The organism is Psychrobacter sp. CX10, from assembly GCF_057621575.2.
The window spans coordinates 1,295,609-1,317,334 of record NZ_CM177736.1 but is presented as its reverse complement, the minus strand read 5'-3'; the positions used below and the strand labels follow the sequence as shown (position 1 = coordinate 1,317,334).

17 protein-coding genes are annotated in these 21,726 nt (G+C 38.7%); 16 read left to right on the top strand and 1 reads right to left on the bottom strand.

Going from position 1 to position 21,726, the window contains the following annotated elements; translation table 11 throughout:
• The first annotated feature begins 162 nt into the window (after positions 1–162).
• From tssF to AC21OH_RS05280, 9 genes are all read left to right on the top strand, one after another.
• Entirely contained in the window at positions 163–1,995 is a 1,833-nt protein-coding gene (gene tssF / locus AC21OH_RS05320; protein WP_487371313.1) for a type VI secretion system baseplate subunit TssF, read from the top strand.
• Complete coding sequence (gene tssG / locus AC21OH_RS05315) at positions 1,959–2,972, top strand: type VI secretion system baseplate subunit TssG (protein WP_487371314.1); 1,014 nt, start codon at positions 1,959–1,961, stop codon at positions 2,970–2,972. The genes tssF and tssG overlap by 37 nt, the downstream gene beginning before the upstream one ends.
• Before the next feature lie 87 nt (positions 2,973–3,059).
• A complete protein-coding gene (gene tssH, locus AC21OH_RS05310; RefSeq protein WP_487371315.1) occupies positions 3,060–5,966 on the top strand; it encodes a type VI secretion system ATPase TssH in 2,907 nt (968 codons plus the stop codon).
• Between the two features lie 161 nt (positions 5,967–6,127).
• Positions 6,128–7,264, top strand: coding sequence for a type VI secretion system protein TssA (gene tssA, locus AC21OH_RS05305; protein WP_487371316.1), 1,137 nt, complete (start codon positions 6,128–6,130; stop codon positions 7,262–7,264).
• Between the two features lie 195 nt (positions 7,265–7,459).
• The gene (locus AC21OH_RS05300; RefSeq protein WP_487371317.1) at positions 7,460–10,243 is read left to right on the top strand and encodes a contractile injection system protein, VgrG/Pvc8 family; all 2,784 of its coding nucleotides are present in this window, start codon (positions 7,460–7,462) and stop codon (positions 10,241–10,243) included.
• A gap of 21 nt (positions 10,244–10,264) precedes the next feature.
• Positions 10,265–11,215 (top strand): hypothetical protein, encoded by a 951-nt coding sequence (locus tag AC21OH_RS05295; RefSeq protein ID WP_487371318.1) that lies wholly within the window; start codon positions 10,265–10,267, stop codon positions 11,213–11,215.
• A 24-nt stretch (positions 11,216–11,239) separates the two neighbouring features.
• Positions 11,240–13,894: a T6SS effector BTH_I2691 family protein gene (locus AC21OH_RS05290; RefSeq protein ID WP_487371319.1), complete on the top strand. Its 2,655-nt coding sequence runs from the start codon at positions 11,240–11,242 to the stop codon at positions 13,892–13,894.
• Positions 13,895–15,106, top strand: coding sequence for a DUF6708 domain-containing protein (locus AC21OH_RS05285; RefSeq protein ID WP_487371320.1), 1,212 nt, complete (start codon positions 13,895–13,897; stop codon positions 15,104–15,106). It abuts the gene before it with no gap.
• A gap of 118 nt (positions 15,107–15,224) precedes the next feature.
• Complete coding sequence (locus tag AC21OH_RS05280; protein ID WP_487371321.1) at positions 15,225–16,433, top strand: DUF6708 domain-containing protein; 1,209 nt, start codon at positions 15,225–15,227, stop codon at positions 16,431–16,433.
• 17 nt (positions 16,434–16,450) lie between these two features.
• Here AC21OH_RS05280 and AC21OH_RS05275 read toward each other — a convergent pair whose 3' ends face one another.
• Positions 16,451–16,636: a hypothetical protein gene (locus tag AC21OH_RS05275; protein ID WP_487371322.1), complete on the bottom strand. Its 186-nt coding sequence runs from the start codon at positions 16,634–16,636 to the stop codon at positions 16,451–16,453.
• Here AC21OH_RS05275 and AC21OH_RS05270 point away from each other — a divergent pair.
• The 7 genes from AC21OH_RS05270 to AC21OH_RS05240 all read left to right on the top strand — a co-directional run bounded on the left by AC21OH_RS05270 (position 16,622) and on the right by AC21OH_RS05240 (position 21,725).
• Complete coding sequence (locus AC21OH_RS05270) at positions 16,622–16,888, top strand: type VI secretion system Vgr family protein (protein WP_487371323.1); 267 nt, start codon at positions 16,622–16,624, stop codon at positions 16,886–16,888. The genes AC21OH_RS05275 and AC21OH_RS05270 overlap by 15 nt on opposite strands.
• A gap of 174 nt (positions 16,889–17,062) precedes the next feature.
• Positions 17,063–17,386 carry a DUF2345 domain-containing protein gene (locus AC21OH_RS05265; protein ID WP_491140262.1) on the top strand — a complete coding sequence of 108 codons (324 nt, stop codon included), beginning with the start codon at positions 17,063–17,065 and terminating at the stop codon, positions 17,384–17,386.
• Complete coding sequence (locus AC21OH_RS05260) at positions 17,387–17,761, top strand: hypothetical protein (protein WP_487371324.1); 375 nt, start codon at positions 17,387–17,389, stop codon at positions 17,759–17,761.
• Positions 17,758–18,033 (top strand): hypothetical protein, encoded by a 276-nt coding sequence (locus tag AC21OH_RS05255; protein WP_487371325.1) that lies wholly within the window; start codon positions 17,758–17,760, stop codon positions 18,031–18,033. The genes AC21OH_RS05260 and AC21OH_RS05255 overlap by 4 nt, the downstream gene beginning before the upstream one ends.
• Positions 18,034–18,327: 294 nt before the next feature.
• Complete coding sequence (locus tag AC21OH_RS05250) at positions 18,328–19,188, top strand: hypothetical protein (protein WP_491140260.1); 861 nt, start codon at positions 18,328–18,330, stop codon at positions 19,186–19,188.
• Between the two features lie 8 nt (positions 19,189–19,196).
• Entirely contained in the window at positions 19,197–19,625 is a 429-nt protein-coding gene (locus tag AC21OH_RS05245; RefSeq protein ID WP_487371645.1) for a hypothetical protein, read from the top strand.
• A 30-nt stretch (positions 19,626–19,655) separates the two neighbouring features.
• A complete protein-coding gene (locus AC21OH_RS05240; protein ID WP_487371646.1) occupies positions 19,656–21,725 on the top strand; it encodes a hypothetical protein in 2,070 nt (689 codons plus the stop codon).
• Position 21,726: the final 1 nt, after the last annotated feature.

Sequence of the window (21,726 nt, the reverse complement as noted above, 5' to 3'; positions counted from 1 at the left end):
TATAACCCATTTTTATAGCCGCATATAAATTATAAAAACTAAAAACGATTAATAAAATTAACAAATATTATAAAACTAATATAATCGACTTAAAACAGTCAGAGCGTAATAACCAATTAATGCAATTATCAATATTAAGTTTAGTAATTATTTAGAGGAATAATGGATAGTTTACTGCCATACTTTGAACATGAATTAAATCTGTTCAATAAACAATCAAAAGAATTCGCAAAAAAATATCCAAAAATTGCGAGTCGTTTACTGATGGGGCAGGATGCAGTTGATGACCCTCACATCGAACGTCTTATACAAGCATTTTCTTTAATAAGCGCTCGAATCAATAAAAAACTTGACGATTCTTATGCAGATTTCACCGAGTCATTATTACAAGTCGTATATCCCGACTACCTCAAACCTTTTCCATCGGTATCAATTGCTAAGTTTAATCTAGGCGTACAAGCTAATTCATTAAGTGAACCTATTACAGTAGCGCGAGATTCGAGTTTTAAAACGCCTAAAATCAAAGGGGTTGCTTGTGAGTTTAAGTCCACACAAGAAGTTACTTTATTGCCTTTAGATATTGATTCCGTTGTATTTGAATCAGGTCATCAAGTGTATACAGAAGAGGATGGCTATTTGAATGGTTGTATCAAAATCAAATTCAAGGCTCTGAATCCTTCGTTTAACTATCAGTTACTACTAGAGCATCCTTTAGATATTTATATTGATCAAGATGCAAGTCAAGGTACAAGCTTATGGGACCTTTTATACTGGGATGTAAAACATACTGAAATTGTAGGTTCTAACACAATAAACGTTCCTAAAAGTCCCTTTGAATTGATAGGGTTTACGCCTAACGAGCAATTATTACCCGAAAGTAGAGTTAACAACGATTCTGCAAACTTACTCAAAGAATATTTTTTCTTCCCAGAAAAATTTAACTTTTTAAGACTTAATCTTTCCGGACTTAATAAGCACATTGAGATAGGTTCAAATGGCTTTGAAATCAAATGCTATTTTAAATTCGATAAAAAAAATACGATTAAACTTAAAAACCTTCAGCAATTAAGCGCTAACAGTTTGAAGCTTTTTTGTAGCCCTGTTATCAATATCTTTTCACGAGCTGGTAAACCTATACAGGTTTCTAACAAACAAGTCTATTATGACTTGGTTCCTGATACCCATGCCTTATATCAGCACGAGATATATGAAGTAGTAAAAGTTATTGAATCAAGAAAAACCCAAAATAGGGTAATACATCAAGAATATCATCCTTTTTATGCGCTAAGTCACTATGAACAAGCTGATGAAGGCTGTTATTACCATGTACGCCGAGATAAAGACATGGCTGATTTTAAGCAAGGGTTCGATTATCAGATCATGTTCATAAACAACACTAATGACAGTGAAAACGCCAGTAATGCTAATGTGAGTATAAGTTCATCATTGTTATGTACTAATCGAGACCTTCCTTCTCAAATTATATTTGGTCAATCGCGTGGGGATCTATTTGCAGAGGGGATGTCAGGATTTAGCAGTCTATCTTTTCTACAACAGCCATCAAGAACCGAGCGCTTTAACTATACTGGTGAGGATCGCTGGCGTTTAATATCTTTAATTAGTCTAAACTTTTTAGCTCTTGCCTCTCAAAATGCGGATTTGGTGAAAGAGTATTTGTCCCTATATGACATTTCTCAATCTGCTTCTAATAAAAAAATTATAGACGGTATCACGTCAGTGTCTACACGCATAAAATCTAGGCGAATACTTAGACAGCCTCAGCCGGGGTTTGTTCGTGGAACAGTGATTGAAATCTATATCAATACTAAGTTATTTGCTGGTGTCAGTATAAGGCAATTTGCGCATTTGTTGTCCGTGGTATTTGGACATCATGCCAGCTTAAATAGCTTTTCTGAGGTTGTTATTCTAGATGCTACGACAAAGGAGGCGTTATACACATGTCAACCGCGCAGTGGACTCAATCCTCTAATATAAATCACTTAATTAAGCAGCCACAATCTTATGAGTTTATTCAGGCAATTCGATTAATCAAACATGAGTCGTTCATCAATAAAATTAACATTGATGTCAAGTACCGCTCATCGTTATCGTTATCTTTTCCATTGGCAGAGATTGAGTCAATGACCGTATATCCTCAAAATACTAATGTAGGAGAGGGTAAAGATGAGGGTATATCCATTGATTTATATCCTTCAATGATTGGATTAACAGGTCCTTTGTCGGCTTTACCCACTATGTACACAGATTACCTTGCTTCAAGATCTATGCATTTAAAAGACAAAGCGGCACCAGCATTTTTAGATATATTTAACCATAGGTTGACCGAGCTTTATGTCGAGTCTAGTTGGTTTTACAACCTACCTCTACAGTATGAACTTAATCCAAATAAAGATAGATACTTATTAAGCTTAAGAGCGTTAGCTCGTCAACCCAAAAAAATAACGTCTATTGATAGTCTTATTGGTTATGCAGGTATGATTGCACCTGGTAGATTAACAGCAGGCCAGCTGTCTCATGTTTTATCTAAGTTTTTCAATCTTAAAATTAGTGTTGAACAATTTGTACCCGAATGGTTTAAATTAGATAAAGATGAACAAACCGCCCTAGGCGGTAAGTTTGCACAACTCGGCGTGTCAACTTTTTGCGGAGAGCGCGCGGTTCAATATGATAGTAAGATTCGAATAATTTGTCATGAATTGGATACAGACAGCTACTTTAGATTAATGCCTAGTGGCGATATGAGCATGGTAGTGGTAGAGTTCTTACGTAAGTGGTGCGGTGTAAATTTGTGTGTAGAGATGCAACTTGAGCTGCATAAAGACAATATAAAACCCTTATCGCTGTCTGAGAGTAGTTTTGGTAGTTTGGGTAGGGGCGGGTTTTTAATGACAAAACCTGCAAATGATCATCATGACGATATGCGTTACTTATTACCCTATCATGCCGCATAAACATTATTTAACTGTGTATATTTATAATAGATAAACCCAATTAAAATTTTCATCACGCTTAGCGCTTTTAATAATTAAGGATTTTATATGAGCCAACTCAAAGCAATTATTACTCGTTTAAGCCCAAGTTGTCGTCAAAGCTTACAACTCGCGGCTCGACTATGTATCGATATTGGCCATAAAGAAGTAGACATACCTCATTTATTAGTAGAGCTATTATCTTCACAAAATAATGATGTTGATAAGATTATTGAATACACCAAACTTAATAAAAATGAATTGATTGGTGCAATCGAAGCTTACCTAAATAACTTTAATAAAGTAGTGGGCATAAGCCCAGTGTTTAGTGAGAGATTAATATCATTATTTGAGGATGCTTGGCAAATAGCCAGCACTCAGAGCTCTGATCATAGCCCTAACAATAACAGCGCTAATAAACTGCCCATGCAAATTCGATCTGGGCATATTTTGCTAGCTTTATTGACATTTGATGAGTATCAAAAGCTGCTAAATAGATTACCTAAAGAATTAACTTATATAGATAGACTCACCCTAAAAGATGATTATGAGAAACTATGTGAAGGTAGTACCGAAGCTGTAGAGATCAATGTTGCCGCTACCCAAATGGCAGAGGACTCTCAATCGAATAGTGGTCTGGCTACCAATTCAGATGGTGATGAGTCATTAATAGATGCAACTGCATCAATTAAGACGCCCGCTCTAGATAAATATACACACAATTTAACTGCAAAAGCTGAAGGTGATCAGATTGATCCAGTTATTGGTCGTGAGTTTGAAATACACCAGCTAATCGATATCTTAATTAGACGCCGTCAAAACAACCCCATATTGACGGGTGAAGCCGGCGTTGGTAAAACAGCAGTAGTTGAAGGATTGGCTCAAAAAATAGTTGCCGGCGACGTACCAGATCAATTAAAAGAAGTTAAATTACTGAGTCTTGATCTAGGTTTGCTACAAGCGGGTGCTAGTGTCAAAGGTGAGTTTGAGAATCGTCTCAAGCAAGTCATTGAAGAGGTACAAGCATCTCCAAAGCCAATTATATTGTTCATTGATGAAGCGCATACTATGATAGGTGCTGGCGGGCAGGCAGGTCAAAATGATGCCGCTAATTTATTGAAACCTGCATTAGCCCGTGGCGAATTAAGAACTATTGCTGCCACCACATGGTCAGAGTATAAAAAGTACTTTGAAAAAGATGCTGCATTGTCTAGACGCTTTCAAGTCGTAAAAGTTGAAGAGCCAGATATCGAGACTGCCGTGTCAATGATTCGGGGTTTGGGCGCAAAAATGCAGGATCATTTTGATATCGTTATTCAAGATGATGCTTTACAAGCCGCAGTTGAACTCTCGGCTCGTTATATTAGTGATAGACAATTGCCTGATAAAGCGGTGAGTGTACTTGATACAGCAGCGGCTCGAGTAAGCCTATCTAAAACTTCAGTACCCAATCAGCTAGATTTATTACGGGCTAAAGATCAACGTTTGGTGCTGCATATTAATAACTTAAGTCAACAATTAGAACGTATAGGTAATGCGGATGATAAAGAGAAGCTTAGCCAACAGATATCCGCTTTAGATGAACTGCGTCAAGAGAATCAGCAAGCTATCTATGAAATGGAGTCGGCTTGGAAGGAACAGCTTAGATTAAGTAATGAGCTCGATAAACTCAACGAAGCGCTTAAAGGCGAGCTTGAATCGAATGATCGATTAGATAAACAATCCACTTACCAAAGTATCGAGCAAGATTTAAAACATCATCAAGAAACGTATCGTTTGGTTCATGCGGCTCTTGATAGACAAGTGATTAAGCAAATTATTTCAGATTGGACGGGTATACCACTTAACGATATGGAGGGTGATGAAAAGAACCATATTATTAATTTAGCGGATACTCTAAAGCAAAGAGTAGTAGGACAAGATCAAGCACTTGATGCTATTGTAAAACGTATTCATACCGCTAAAGCCAGACTTGATGATCCAAGCCGGCCCCAAGGTGTCTTTATGTTGGTAGGCCCGAGTGGTGTGGGTAAGACTGAAACCGCTATTGCTTTAGCGGACGTATTATATGGCGGTGAAAGAAACTTAATAACTATTAATCTGTCTGAGTTTCAAGAAGCACATAGTGTGGCCTCGTTAAAAGGCTCACCGCCAGGTTATGTCGGATATGGGGAAGGAGGGGTGTTGACCGAAGCAGTTCGTAGGCGCCCCTATAGCGTTCTGCTGCTCGACGAGGTTGAAAAAGCGCATCCTGATGTTCTGGACCTATTTTATCAAGTATTTGATAAAGGAGTCATGGAGGATTCAGAAGGTAGAATTATAGATTTTAAAAACACCCTTATTTTATTGACTAGTAATGTTGGATCATCAGCTATTATGCAAGCCTGCATGAATACAGATCCTGAAAACACGGCGTTTGAGATACCTGATAGTGATACTTTAAAACAAATAATCAACCCACACCTTTACAAAGCGTTCAAGCCTGCTTTCTTAGGTCGTATGACGGTATTGCCATATTATCCACTCTCTGATGATGCGCTTGCTGATATTATTAGTATGAAGCTAAATAAAATCGTTAACCGTATTAAAGAGAATTATGATATTGACTGCGTAATAGATCCTGAGGTCATAGAACTTATCTTGTCACGCTGTCATGAAGTGGATTCTGGAGCTCGAAATGCTGATGCAATTATCAGTCATACACTATTACCACAACTGGCCACTAAACTGCTTGCACATGATGATAGCAAAGCAGAGTTAACTCAAATAAAAGTAAATGTGAATGAAGATAACGAGTTTAGCTATGAGTTGGTAACTTCGCCTATTGTCCCATTAAATCAGATGGCGCAACAAAGCGATGATAAAGAGTTAACTGATGAAGAGCCTGAATCTGAAAATTTAAATCTGTCAGAAGATGATCAGTCTCAAAGCTCATCTTTAACTGATGATTCTCTGGAAGCGGGCAGTGATTCATAAAACGACCCCCTTAGCGGTAGTTAAACGAATAGCATATTAAAAGGTTTAAGACATATACTTTAAAATTTTATATTAGTCTTTAAGCAATAAAGCAATAAAGCATTTACAAATTAGCTATCAAGTTATATAGCTATAAAGAACTACAAGCTGGAAATCAAAGTATGAGTAATTTGAACCCTAATTTAATTGATATAGAAGCACTTATTGCTCCTATCGAAGGCACTCAACAGGGGGTCGGGGAAGACTTAACATTCGATCCACGTATAGATGCCATTTCTAATGCAAAACAAGAGGATGATCCTCTTTTAGCGCAGGGTGACTGGGTAACTGACCTCAAAGTTGCGGACTGGGAGTTCGTGAAGCAGCAGTGTGCGGATATACTTATAAATGTAAGTAAAGATTTAAAAATCGCTCTTTGGTATGTCGATGCATTAAGCCATACTGACCACTTTGAAGGTATTAATCAGGGGCTTAAACTTTTAATAAATTTAAACGATGAATATTGGCTAACCATGTATCCTCCTTTAGATGGTGAGGAAGACAGCATGGATGTAAGGGCAGGGTTACTATCTTGGTTTGTTAAAGCGTTAACTCAAGATATCAATCAGCTATCACTTTCTGATAGTAGTCATCATAGCTATACATATAACGACTTTTTAACTGCTCGTGCTCATGAAAAGCAGCGTCAGCAAAACCCTGACGTCGACTTACCCCAAGGTGTGCTATTAACAGATTACTATCAAGGCATAAGAAGTAGTAATGATCACTGGCAACAGACGTTAATGGTGTCTTTGAACAAAACCATCGAGTTGTGGAACGAACTAACAGATCAGCTTAATGATTTAATGGGCATGGATGCCCCAGTATTCTCTTCAGTAACAGATCTATTAAAAGAGTTGAGTCAACATTTAGCGCCATTACTGCCAGATGTATCATCTTCTACTCTAATTGATACAGAAGAGGGACATAGTGAGTCTTTACTAGATAATGAAAATGCGTCCACTCTAATGGCATCTGCTCAACCTCAAATGCAGTCTAGCTTCAATCCAGTCAATCGCGATCACCAATCGAATCGCCGGCAAGCACTAAAACTATTGGGCCAAATTCAGGATTATTTTTCTGAAAATGAACCACATAGTCCCGTTACTTTTCTTTTGAAACGTGCGATTGATTGGGCAGATATGCCACTTGACCAATGGCTTTCACATGTTATTAAGAATGAAGATCAGCTGAGTATGTTGTCAGATATGATAGGTATTAATAAGCGTGATGATAATCAAAACGAAGACAATTACTAAATAAAAATGTACTGCTAGATAACTATAGTTAAAATGAAAGCTAGAAAGATAGGTTTATAGCAAATTAAATCAAATAGACTGATGTTAGTTATGCTTTATCATAGCAAGCTTTGTTGTCATAATAAGCACATAAACTACTAAAACTGCATTAGATAGCGCACTTATATAGCGCCATAGAAACCAAAGGAACCCGCCATGGTATGGACTCAAACCCAAAGGCACCTACAAATTGATAGCGCGCATCCAGACATAGCCACTAGCATCATAAGTAAAGCCGAACTGAGTGAAAGTCTACTAGGTCACCGCCTACCTGATAGTGTCTGGGATAGTGCAGAGCTCATGCCAAATCCTGCGGACTATCCAAGCCCATACCACCATGACCAGCGTAAACAAAGCTATCAGCATCGCCAACAAGCGCTGTACTGTGGTTATCGTTACAGCATCATTCTTTTAAACGAAAATGCATCTCTCAAAATAGAAGACTGGATCGGGCAAAACATCAGCTTAAACTGGAGTACAGGCAACAGTACCGAGCCCACACAAATAAGAAACGGCATCATAACCGAAGCTCAGCATCTTGGCAGTAATCAAGGCATGGGCGCGTACCGTATTATCTGTGAACCCGCCATAAGCCAACTACGCTTAAATAGTCACAACAAACGCTATCATCATCTAAGTCTAAACGAGCTCATAGAAGAGCTACTCGCCCCTTACCAAAGCGCGGCCAATCCAATAAACTTTCAAATAGACAATGCGCTTAAAGACTGCCACATACAGCACAGTGTCCAATATAACCAAACCGATTTGGCTTATTTAAAGCAGCAACTGGCATTATTTGGCATCACCGGTTACTTCAAACATGACGCCGATAGCCATACGCTGGAGCTAGTAGCTCACGATCACCCCTCAATACATATCGACGCATCACAGATCTCAAGTGTCTTAAGCCAAAACCCTGAGAACCTAGCCGATAACCAAGACAGACTCACCACCGTCACCCCGCAAGCGAAACATCATAACCTGCAAACCGAACTGTACCGATATGACAACCGTCTCATAGATAACTATACAGGCAGTCATAGCGTTGACCAAACCAGTCAACACCCGACCACGCACACACGGTTTATGCATAGTCAAACCCGCATGAATAATGATGAGCTAACTAACCTTGCCAAACGCCTACAACTGAGCCAGCAGCAACACGCATATACCGGACTTATAAAAGGTAATATTAGACACCTAAGCCTACCAAGCTCACATCGTATAGAAGGTAATCCATATCAAACAGACCCTATTAGCCTAATCTCCATACATCACCTTATCAACAACCATATAAATGCCGACTGGCTTGGAACCACCCCATTTGACCCAACCAACTTACAACCAAATCCAGCCAACATAGCCTCAGACGCCGAAGCGAATAAACAAGATCAACCCAACAATCAAAAAGAGCTAAACCCAGTTCAGGAAAATGAAGCAGATCAGGTACATCAGATTATCGCGCTCTATCTGCCGCATCCCTACCATCATCATATACCATTTAGCAGTGAGCTTAAGCAATTAGGACAACCACATGCAAGTCTTACAGGACTAATGAGTGCTAGTATCATAGATACGGACAGTGCAGCAATCACCACAGATCGTAATCACCGAGCGCATATTCGCTACCATTGGCAGACATCAGAAGATAGTAACGACACAGCCCAGTGGATACCCATAGCAAGCCACCTAGTAGCAGACCACATGGGGCAAACCCATCCTCTACGCCACGGGCAACACGTTTTAATTGACTTTATAGGTGGAGACATCACCCAGCCTGTTATCGTCGGAAGTACCCATAATGGACAAGGTAATCAAGACGCCCAGCACAACAGTAAAACAAGCGACACAGACAGCCTAGATGCCACCAGTCCTGTTTGGTTTAACAACCAAACACATAGTGCCCCCATAGACGGCATAAAAACCCAGAGTATAGACACCAGCCGCAGTGGGGATGCCAACAAAGATAACCTTATAAACGGCTACAACCAGCTTATGTTCGATCAGCACGAACAGTATCCGCAAACCCAGCTGTACAGCAGTGCACATCAAAGTGGGTTTACCTTAGGGTATCCCACCCAGCATACAGACCACCTTAGAGGCCAAGCGCGCGGCCGTGGCATGAGTTTAGAAACCAAAGCTGCAGGTACACTTCAGGGCAGCCAAGGCATTCATGTTACCAGTCATCAAACTAATATCAGCTCACACATGAGTCACCACAGTCATAGCAAGCTGCTCACAGCAGATCAGCATCAACAAGCTTATGACACTTTGGCGGACACGCATCAGCCCGTCGGCGTGAATGTTGACTTCGACAGCACCAAACAAAAAGAGCAGGAAGATAAAAACAGCTACACCCCGTTTGGTAGCTTTAGTCAGCATAGCAAAGACAGTACGCTTAAAGACTTAGGGCAATGGCAACAGCCGCATGTACTTATGGACTCTCAGCGCCATCTTGCCCTACTCACAGGACAACACAGTCAACATACCAGCACCAAAAGCAGCCACAGTCACGCCATTGATAATACTTATTACCACAGTCAAACTCAGCTCAATCAGCTAGCCGCTGGCAATATACATCTATATAGTAATAAAGCTCAGACCCACACCGCTGCGCATGGCGATTTGACAATACAAGCGCATACGGACGAGATGCGCCTTGATAGTGAACAGATACTGCGTATTCATAGCCGAGATGAGATAGAGATTATCGCACCTGATACGCTAAGCCTAAAAGCGGCGGGTAGTGGTATTGAGATGAGTGGCGGTAATGTGACCTTAATTACGCCTAAACAAGCAGGGTATAAGGCGAGTAAGGTGGATTGGGGCAGTGGGGGCGGGGAGAGTAAAGCGATCGCGTTACAACAAATGAAGTTTGAGGCATGTTCTCAGCTGGCAAACGAAGCTGAAAAAAATCATGCTGCAGTGAGTGACTTATAACACTTAGAGCTAAACAATAATATGAATGAAAATAATACGCCTGCATTAAGTCTGAATAGACAAACGCAAGCATTAGACTGTAGAGCTATCAATACTTTTGATGCCCTCATTGTGCATCATAGTCAAAAGCAGCTTATTAATCATATAAAACAAGAAAATCCTAAAGCGGTTTATGCTTTGGATCAAGATTTGCTACGTCATCATATGATTGATAGCCCAGTTATGATTGTGGTAGAAGGTCACCGTAATATCGGAGTAATCATAGAGGAGCATATTAATCGTTGTGAGTTATTAGATACTAATGATGGGTTACTTGCTTTATTAGATTATACGCCTGCTCAAAGACGCGTTGATAAAACGCGCATTAGTGCTTATGAGTTTTTGCCCGACTCTTATTTAACGCAGAGTGCTCAGTTATCACGTTTTACAATAGACTCCACTCAAAAGCTGGTAGATGACGGGTCACTTGATATGGCAGATATTGCTGTCAACTTAAGCCGCAATCAGATCATTCAATTAGGACAGCACAAAAAACATCTTCGCTATTTAGACCTACAAGTATCGATTCACTTTTTATCATTAGGGCATCAAGCTTATATCGCCAATCGCTTTGCTTATCCTAAGCGAATGTGGCTGCCTATAGACAGAGAGTGGTATCGTGTTAATGGTATTGATTGCTACCTAGCTACTGACACTAATCACTTTGAGCGATATTCAAACTATTGCCCAATGACACCAGAGCAACTAGCAGATATCAGCATCATTAATCGTTTTTTAACCCAAAATGGAATTAATAATAAACCGCTTATCGTAGATGATTATCCGCTAGTTCAACAATGGGTAGATGACTCAAAAAAACGATTGACAAAAGCGGCGCATCTAACCAGCCGAGTGGATCGACAGACGATGATGAATCGCTGGTTATTAGAATACTATGTGCAATACAGCGCAAGTGAACAAAGCACACATTAATATATAAAGAATAAGGGGCTAACAGTGGCTGATAAAAGATGTGATCAATGCGTGACACAAGGAATTACTCTAATTCCTAAGCGTAGGGGCTTTACAATAAATAAAGAGGATTTAAGAGTCAAATCTTACGGAAGATTGGTTAGAGAAGGCTATATTTACATATTAGATAATAATAATACGTGGTATGGTTATGTGGTTAACGCAGGGAGATATCTTGAGTCATTTAATGTCCATGATCCAACAGACAATCCTGATATCACTAAAACTGACTTTGTGTGTCATGCTGGTGATAACTGTAAAGCGTTAAAAAGTTTTATCCGTATACCTAATCCAAATCAGGATATTAACACTTTATGGATAGCCTTTAGCCCTGTTAAGTGGACAAAAACCATCATCAACAATCATCAAAATAATGTGGATGATGCTAGAACAAATAATATGGTTGAAGTGCCTATTTCAGCTACCAAAAGTACGTCAACAGCATCGTTAGGGACTGTATATTCACAGCTTGCAGGATGGTATAATTTAATGAGCTATGAATCAGAAAAAGACGGTAAATTTGAATTAAGAAAACATGTAGTACATGAATATTTTGGTTTTATTAACCCATTTACAGATAGAGCCTATCAACCTGATAGAACTGATCAACGTGAGAAATTAGACACAACGCTTAATACTATAGAAAAAAATAATGCAGAAGAAATTAATCGAGTTTTAAATGTTTTTTTTATTGATCCTGTTGGTGGGCTCATTGATTTGAATGAGTTTATGATTCAGGCTCAGCTAGCTTATCAGCCTGTTGAAGAAGATATATATAGGTATACAGTTGCGTCACTTATCACTACGTTAAAACAAAACATAGACGAAAAAACAAAATACGATGCTCAGCGCCATATAGATAGGGTCGATAAAGTTACTGAATTATCAAAACCAATGCCAAGATGGGAAGGCGATGGGCCAAGCCAAACAGAACGACTAGAAGAAGAGAAAGCTCGTGAAGAAGGAGCTTTAAAATATAAAGAACGTCAGGTAGAAGCAGCATGGTCAAACTATAGTAAGCTTATTCGAGAAAATGAGATGAATGAATGGCTTAAAAATTTTGAAGCGTATTCTAAAAATAGAAAATTTGAGCTGAATAATATATTAGATAAGCTAGCTTCTAAATATAAAAGTATTTTTGAAAGCGATCATCTTAATAACACAATGTTTTATAACTTTGATAAAGAAGATGATATTAGTAGAATCTATTATACTCTTACTGTTCAGCAGTTTTTAGGATCAACAGCAACCATACCGATGTTATCCGATTTATATGATTCGCATTTATCAAATAAAACTTCAAGTAACGATAATAACTACCTAGCACGGGCTTTAGTATTTAACCAAGATGAAGTGGTTAATTTTATTGACAGTCTGCCACCTATAACGTCAGGACTAACTCCTAGTGAAGTTATGACCAACTCATGGTCAGGACTGCTCTACACAGGATCAGCTGGCATCTTTGCAAAGTATGATGCTATTGCTAACCAAGTAGGCGCAACGGTTAGCCTAGCAGAACAGCTTGCGCTACCCTTTATGAAAAACTACCGTACAGGTCAGACGCTATCTGGTCTTATGATCTCACAAAAGGAGTATTTATTTGGCTATCATCACGAAAAGGCGCTGATTATAGTCAAAGGACAAGGAACCTATGCAGACGCCAGAAAAGCACTGATGAATGGCGTTATGAATATCGTTGGCAGTGGCAGCTTACCGACTAGAATACGCGAAAGTGTCGATCAAGCTCTTAAAACTTCAGGTGAGGTGACACGACTAAACAAGCCCTTTGCTCAAAGCTTTATCTACTATATTGACAAGAACGAGCTAAAAGCGGGTATGAATGTCTATCAAAGTAGCAACAGAGCTTACGCTGATAAAGGTGCACTTAGGCAGGTTATTGATCGTTCGGTTTTTACAACGCCTGAACTCTTCGATCAAGGTTATAAAGACTACAAACGCTTTGAAGATATTACTAATAGAAAGATAGACCAAGCAGTTAGAGCCAACTATTTTGGTGCGATGCTACAGACAGTCGCTTGTGTGTTTTTGGTCAATGCCTTCTTTCAAGCGAAGACTCAGGAGGAGAGACTAGTTGAAGGTAGCAAGGCTGCGGCAGGGCTGATGATGCTGTTGGGTGGCAGCTTGGAGCTACGTGGAAATGCCAGTCAACTTTTGGCAAGTGAGCTTGAATTAATGAAAAATGCAGGAAAATCTATTGATGCCAAAAAATTATCAGAAGCTACTCGTAAGGCTAGTCGATTATCTATAGTTGCAAGAGGTTTAAGTATTGGCGGGGCGGCAATATTTGCTGGGTTTGATATTCAATCAGGATATCAAGCAGGTCGTAATGACAATAGCATAATTCAATATGCCTATTATGGCTCAGCTTTTACAGGTGCTGTTTCAACAACTCTTCTTAGCTTAAGTCTAGGAGCAACTGCAACTGGTATTGGCGTTGTGTTATTAATAGGCTTTATTGGCATCAATCTTTTTATCGGTTACTGGAAGAAGACAGGTATGGAGAATTGGCTTAATCTTGGTATTTGGGGCGTTAAAGATGATGATTGGTCATTTGAATATACGTTAGAGCAATTCGATCGTGCTGTCGTGGGCGAAGATATTGATCAAAAGGATAATTAAATGATAGATATCAATGGCAGGAACCCCGTTACGAAGTTACATTACAAAGAAATTAATCAAAAGCTAGATGAGTCTTTTGGTAAAGGGCTTGGAGGCAGAGTACAAGAAATAAAAGATTTTAAATGGTTATATAAACATCAAAAGTATGACGTACCCCTTTATCCACAACGTACCGTCGTTCAGTTTAATTCTACCTATATGGAACTAACAGGACGTCAAGATAGAATACGAGGTGATGTTACATCTGGAAGTTTCTTTTTTCTAACTATATTTAATATCGGAATATATTACACAACTTTAAGTATTCTATTAGATTTTAGTAAAAATAACTTTATTAGCGTAGCTTATGTTGGTTTTATATTATTTGTATTTGTATTAATGGCAATATACTTAATAACTTTACTGTCAACCGAACTCTTTACTTACACCTATCTTCCTATACGCTTTAATCGAAAAACCCGTAAAGTATATGTGCGTCAAGCCAATCGTAAAGTAGACATCTTTGACTGGGATGATCTCAAGTTTTATATGGCAACGACTTACAAAGATGGTGGCGATATCAGAGGTATTACCTTAGCAGAGGATGGTATGACCATTACGGGTATGTTTAGCTTTCCCTTTGTTAGTGATTTAACAGCTAAAGAAATATTAGGGGGTACACAGCTAAAACAACATTTTGAGTTTGTCCGCCGCTATATGGAAGGAGATGAAGAAGACCTTATAGAAGTAAAGAATGCCATTCGTTATATTCATCCCGTACATCATAAAAGAGAAACCCCTTTAATCTCTTTTCAGCGAGCAACATTAGCAGCACTTAATTCAGACGAAAACATGGAATATCCAAAACAAGCATTGAAGCTACATTGGACACATCTAGCAATCGTTATACAGTTATGGCTACGCTTCATCGGACGCCTTATTTCTATTAACACCAGTATCACGCCACAATTTAGTGCCGAAATTGAAGCCGAAAGTGTCATAGACCCCAATGATCCGCATAACTTAAACAAACATCTGCCCGAGGGTAATCTTGAGGATGGTAATCGACCATTATGGAAAACGATACTTTATTATATAGGATTAATCTTATTCGGGATTGTCATGCTGTTTGCCTTTGCTTTCTTTGTCGACATGATTGGTAACGCTAAGGGGCATGACTCAGGATTTTTTGATAAGCTTTGGTATTTATTTAGTTTTAAATGGCTATTTTAAATCATTATCGACACTTTGACTGTCTTTATTGATAGTGATTTAGGTCACTTAAACACGAGTTAGCACAGTATGAAAAAGTGGCGGAAGGCGAAGATATTGATCAAAAGGATAACTAATCATGTTAGACACAAATGGTAGAAATCCTTTTGCTAGATTTGGATATATAGAAATAGGTAAAAAAGTAGATGGTACTTTTGGTCAAGTATTTGGTGGTCGAATTCAAGAAATAAAAGACTTTAAGTGGCTAGATAAAAATCAAGGTTATGATGTACCGCTTTATCCGCAACGTACCGTCGTTCAGTTTAATTCTACCTATATGGAGCTTACAGGACGTCAAGACAGAATTCGAGGTGATATGACTTCATGGAGTTTGTTCTTATTAACTATAGGGAGTTATATTTTATATGTCATAATAATGATGTTTAATATGGAAATTATTGGAGAAACTTCATTATTATTTATAATATTCTTATTAGGCAGTCTGTTATTTATCACTTTCCTTCTTGCCATGCTAATAGCACTACTCTCAACCGAGCTTTTTACTTACACCTATTTACCCATACGCTTTAATCGAAAAACCCGTAAAGTATATGTGCGTCAAGCCAACCGTAAGGTAGACATCTTTGACTGGGATGATCTCAAGTTTTATATGGCAACGACTTACAAAGATGGTGGCGATATCAGAGGTATTACCTTAGCAGAGGATGGTATGACCATTACTGGTATGTTTAGCCTGCCTTTTGTAAATAGTTTGGGTGCAGATATACATGATGAAGGCGCACTGTTAGGTCATTTTGAGTTTGTCCGCCGCTATATGGAAGGAGATGAAGAAGACCTTATAGAAGTAAAGAATGCCATTCGTTATATTCATCCCGTATATCAAAAAAGAGAAACCCCATTGGTTTCTTTGCAAAGAGTAAAGCTTGGTTATCATGCCAGTCATGTTAATCAAGAGTACCCTAGTACATTTAAACCTGTATTGGCAGAGTACCTTTTGATACCGTTTGCATGGTTACGCTACCTAGGTCGTCTTATTTCAATCAACACCAGCATCACGCCACACTTTAGTGCCGAGATTGAAGCCGAAAGTGTCATAGACCCCAATGATCCGCATGACTTAAACAAACATCTGCCTGAGGGTAACTTTGAGGACAGTAATCGACCCCTATGGAAAACGATACTTTATTATATAGGATTAATCTTATTCGGTATTGTCATGCTGTTTGCCTTTGCTTTATTTGTTGACATGATTGGTAGCATTCGTGGACATCATCCAGACTTCTTTGGCATGTTATGGTATTTATTTAGCTTTAAATGGTTGTTCTAATTAGATAAAAAAGATGGTTAAATATTTTTATCGCCAGTGATACTGATTTCATTGACGCCACCAGCCCCACTTGGTTTATTGATCAAAGCCACGCGCACCCCATTGATGGCATCAAAACCCAAAGCATTGATACTAGCCGCACATGCGACGCCACCAAAGACAGCGCCACCAACGGCTATAACCAGCTCATGTTTGACACCCACCCTGAGAGTCCACAAATAAATCTCTATAGCACCAGCTACCAGTGTAGTGTAACGCTAGGACACCTATACCAGCACAGCGACCACACCCGAGGACAAGCACGCGGACAAGGAATAAGCCTAGAGACCAAAGCGGCTAGCAATGTACAAGGTAGCACAGGCATTCATATTAGTAGCCAGCAATCAACACAGCACATGAGTCATAACAGTCATAGCCGCTTGCAAACTGCCGACCAGCATCAGCAAGCCTATTAGATGCTAAGAGAAACCCATTAAGCGGTAGGACTTGAGGGTAGCAGTCATAATAAGAGCAACAGCGCAGAACAAGGAACGCCCTTTGCTGGAATAAGCCGTGATACCAATGACAACAGCCTAGATACCAATGACAACAGCCTAAATGAATCAGGAAAGTGGCAACAGCCTCACCTCATGATCGACTCCCAGCGTCACCTAGCACTGATCAGTGGACAACACAGCCAGCAGACCAGCACCCAGAGCAACCATAGCCACGCCACAGACAACACCCATGATCACAGCCAAACCCAGATGAACCAGCTAGTGGCAGGCGACATTCATTACTACAGCAACAAAGCCCAGACCCACACCGCCGCTCAAGGTGATGTGACAATACAAGCGCATACGGATCAGATGCGTCTAGACAGTGAGAAAGTATTACGCATCCATAGCCGCGATGAGATAGATATTATCGCCCCCGATACGCTCAGCCTAAAATCGGCGGGTAGTGGTATTTAGATGAGTGGCGGTAATGTGACATTATTAACGCATAAACAAGCAGGGTATAAAGCCAGTAAGGTGGATTGGGGTAGTGGGGGTGGGGGTGGATCTTCTGCTGTGCATTTGCCGAGGGCTAAGCTGCTTGAGAACATGGATCATTATTTACGATTTATTGTTAAAGACCAAGACGGAGTGCCTTTAGCGAGAACTAAGTGTTTACTGTTTAAACCCGATGGATCTACAGAGCTACATACGACAGATCATGAAGGTAAATTAAAGGTATTGGTTGATGATCAATCTTTAGAATATGAACTACATGTTATAGTTAATGATTTTGAAGATGAAGTCATTTTTCAAGATGAAAAGTCAGTTCATAATAGAGGAAGTCAATGATGGCAACTCAATATACAGGATTAAAGCTAACTATACCTAGTACGGAAGATATACATAAGTATATATATGATCTTGAGATCAAATATGAAGATGGTTTAAGAAACTATCAAAGACCAACTGGTCCTAAAGTAGACAATATAATAAATCAAACATTTAACAATCAAGGAAAAAGCAAAGAGCATCAACTGCCTAACGGTACCATATCAAAAATCACTTATTATATTAAAGACCAGGAAGGCAATCTAATTAAAAAAAACTGCAAAGCCTTATGAAAAAAAAGGGGTCTATATAGCACTTATCCTTTAAAAACAACTACAGCGGCAACTCGAAAAGACCCTAATACTATAAAGGAAGTTTATGTTGATAATACAGAAGTTGCTTGGTATCTGGTTAAGAAAAGAGAGTCTATAAAAAGTTTTTTAAGTAGAATCTATAGATATACCCCTACTTCTAGGGAAGAAAATATATTTAGAGCAAATAACCCACATTTAGTAGGTAATCCTATTCTCGAGCTACAACCCGGTGACGTTGTCGTATTATCTAATACTTCTACTGAAAATAGAGAGTTGAAAAGAGTTAAAAGTGAAGCAAGGTCAGCTAAAAATAAAATAGAAGAATTAAAAAGGGATCCGAGTTTTGATCCCGTTATGTTTGCTAACAATCTAGATGTGTTAAACAGTATTTATAATTCATCTGAATTTGTAGCTGCTACAAACGAACCTGTTGAAGCTGATTTTAATGGTACGACTGTAGCTACTACCCTTTATCAAGGTAATATTCATTTTAATGAAGCAGTAAATAAAAGAGTGACTAGTAATTATAAAAGTTTAGTTGAAGCAATGGAGCTTGAAAAAGCAAATAAAACTAAGCTTGCAAATCCTAAACATTTTAGTCAATTCAGAATAAAATTTTCAGATTTGATTAGAGACTTTGATAATGCATGGTCTATGAGTTTTTTTAGAGAAGAGACTGGAGTTAGGACAACTAAACTCAGAAACATAATTAAAGAAGATATATATGCTAGATCTACGACAACCAATAGAGGTATATCAGGTTTATTCGAAAACTACAAAAGCTTAGGTAAAGTTACCAAGTATACAAAATTTGGTGGCAATTTGCTTGTTGCAGTAAGTGTGGCTGACGCAGGTATTAATATTAAGCAGGCTTATGATACAGGAGATAGGTCTTATGGTCATAAAACAGCGATAAAAGAAACCTTTAAAGTTGGTGGTAGTATAACTGGGGGAACTCTAGGTGCAGCAGCTGGAACTGCATTTGTAGTTCTACTACTCGGAGTGGGAACCGGAGGGGTTGGACTAGCAGTTGTTGGTGTATCTGCAGCTATAGGAGGAGGGGCTACTGGATATGCAGGTACCTTATTGGGTCAAGAGTTTGGTGAATTTTTAGGTGTCATCATAATCGATTAAGGAACTATATGGATTATATTATATTAATGTCAATTGGCAGTATATTATTTATATTTAGCTTTATAAGTTGGTTTGGGTTTTTAATTATTATTTACTTTTATATTAAAAGAAATAGAGAATCTCTTTCACTGCATTTTTTCGGGTATCCTGATAACTATAATAAAGGTATAGATAAGTTGGATATTTTCTTTATGAATGTCATTCTGGTTCCATTATTTATACAGTATCATCTAATTTATAAACGGACAGGTAAATTTCCTATGTTTAAAAATGGAGCGGGGCCTATTTTTCCAAATTTAGATGAGAAATCAGCTTTATCTTTAATCGATAAACACTTTAAATTGATTTTATTACATTCTTTAGCATTAGGAATAGGTCTAATCTGTTTTATAGGATCTGGAGTTTTTTTTATTGTTGCAAAAAGTATTAGAAATTAAAGTTTTGAAAGCTATTTCTCAAGCTAAAAAATGTTTATTCACGCTATTAACAATCCTAAGTTTGCAGAAGTTATGCTAAATGACTTTCCTGAAAACGATGAAGAAAGTCATGTAGGCTATGCAAAAATTACTGCTACTGCAATTCAAGGCATTGGTATTGATGAAAGTAACATAGGTATCCCTGATAGTTTATGGGCAAATAACAATACGCAGGGAACTATTGATATCACAGCTAAGGACGAATTTAATCAAACACTACTGCCATTTATTAACGGCTCTATATCTCCTGAAAAAAATTATATCATCAAATCCCTAATTGGTTTAAATACTGGTAATGTACAGAAGATGCATGACGCACCAACCTTTGATAAGCTTGATCGAGCTAGTGATTTTATTGGTACAACGACCAGCTGGGTGATGGCGTTTAAGACTCAAAACCAAAACAATCAAATTACAGCAAATATTGCAGATAGAGTCGAAAAAATAAATAACCTTGCCAATTATAAAGCGCAAATCATTCAGACACTGAGCGCTAACTTAAGTCATATCCAAGATAACCATAAATTATTATACAAGCTCGACTTATGGACACAAGCTTCAGTACATCAAACCACAGGGTTTAGGCTTGCTCAAAGAGTTTTGAAGTACAGTCCAGAAGCTATACTTAAATGGAGTGAGCAACGTTTAAGTAATGCTATTAACAAAGCAAAATCCCATTCAAGTCTACTACCATCAGCAATAAACACTAAGGCCATTAATAATTCTTCAAACTTAAAAACCCCTATTGCTATTGATTTAATGAGTACCCATGATATTACTCAACAAGGTCTTGAAATATTTGATAGAAGTTCAAATGGTGATAATACAGCACGAAAAATCATCACTATGTACGTAAGCGATGACGTAGCAGGCGCTACCCAGAGCATTAATTCAGACCTTGACACACAGGTTGCACAACTAAACAAAGATCTTGATCCCATCAGTGGTCAATACAGACAACTTGAGCGCATCTCTGCTGGCAAAGCGGCCTTAGTCTCAGCAGGTATAGGACTGTTTCAACTGCGAAGTATGTGGATAGGTAAAAATAGTATTGCAAACATGGCGGCTAGAGGCGACCGTGACGCACTTGAGTTTATGACGAGCTATGCGAGTAGCACAATGGCGCTGACTTCTGCCAGCTTAGATGTGGTCAATGCAGGAATGCAAATGAAAGTTGCCCGTAGCGCTTGGATTGCACGGCTTAGCTTAGGTGTCGGTGTGCTTGGGGCCGTGGGGGCAGGGTTTGAGGTTTATAGTTTAAATATAGCTCGACAAAAACATGTTGAGAATGAGAGTAGAGTAAGCAGACGAGCTACTAATATAGCTATAGGTGCTGCAGGTGTCGCCGGTGTATCGGGTATGGCTATTGCACTGGGTTCTACCATGCCTTGGTTATTAGGGGTTATGGCAGCGTCATGGGGGATCAGCCTTATTGCCCAATGGGTTGCCTTTCGATACGATAAAAGCAATATACTGCCCATTCATTATTGGTTGGATGCTGGTGTATTCGGTAATCAAGAAATGCTCAATGATGACTACCCCAACAACCCTTTTAAGATTCGAGCTATGGAAAATCTACAAGAAGATTTACATGCCTATACATTGGCATTAATCGAAATACAGCTAAAGCCAAGATTTAAACGTCATAGTGAGGGTTTTGATGAAATACTAACAGGGCAAGTAGAGGTTATAATCAGTCAATGGAGGGAGAATAGCGAACTTGAAATACATTATATAGGCATAAACGATCAATCCCTTGGTTTAGATAGACAACAGTATAGCATCAGTGCATTAAAAAATCAGAATAAAGCGGTGATCATTGATGAGGGCTTAAAAGTCACCTTAGATATCCCTAAAACAAAACATTTTAAGGGTCAATATATAGGGTCAGCAAGAGAAGGTACTTTAAACCCACATACACAGCAGCGTATGCAAGAGGCAAGACAAAGAGCAAAAGATAATCTTGACGTTCAAATTGAAAAATTAAGAACCGTCGTCTTTTATTCGTTTAATCCCAGCGTTAATCCGCACTACCAGCTACGCACCACAATAACCAGTTAAT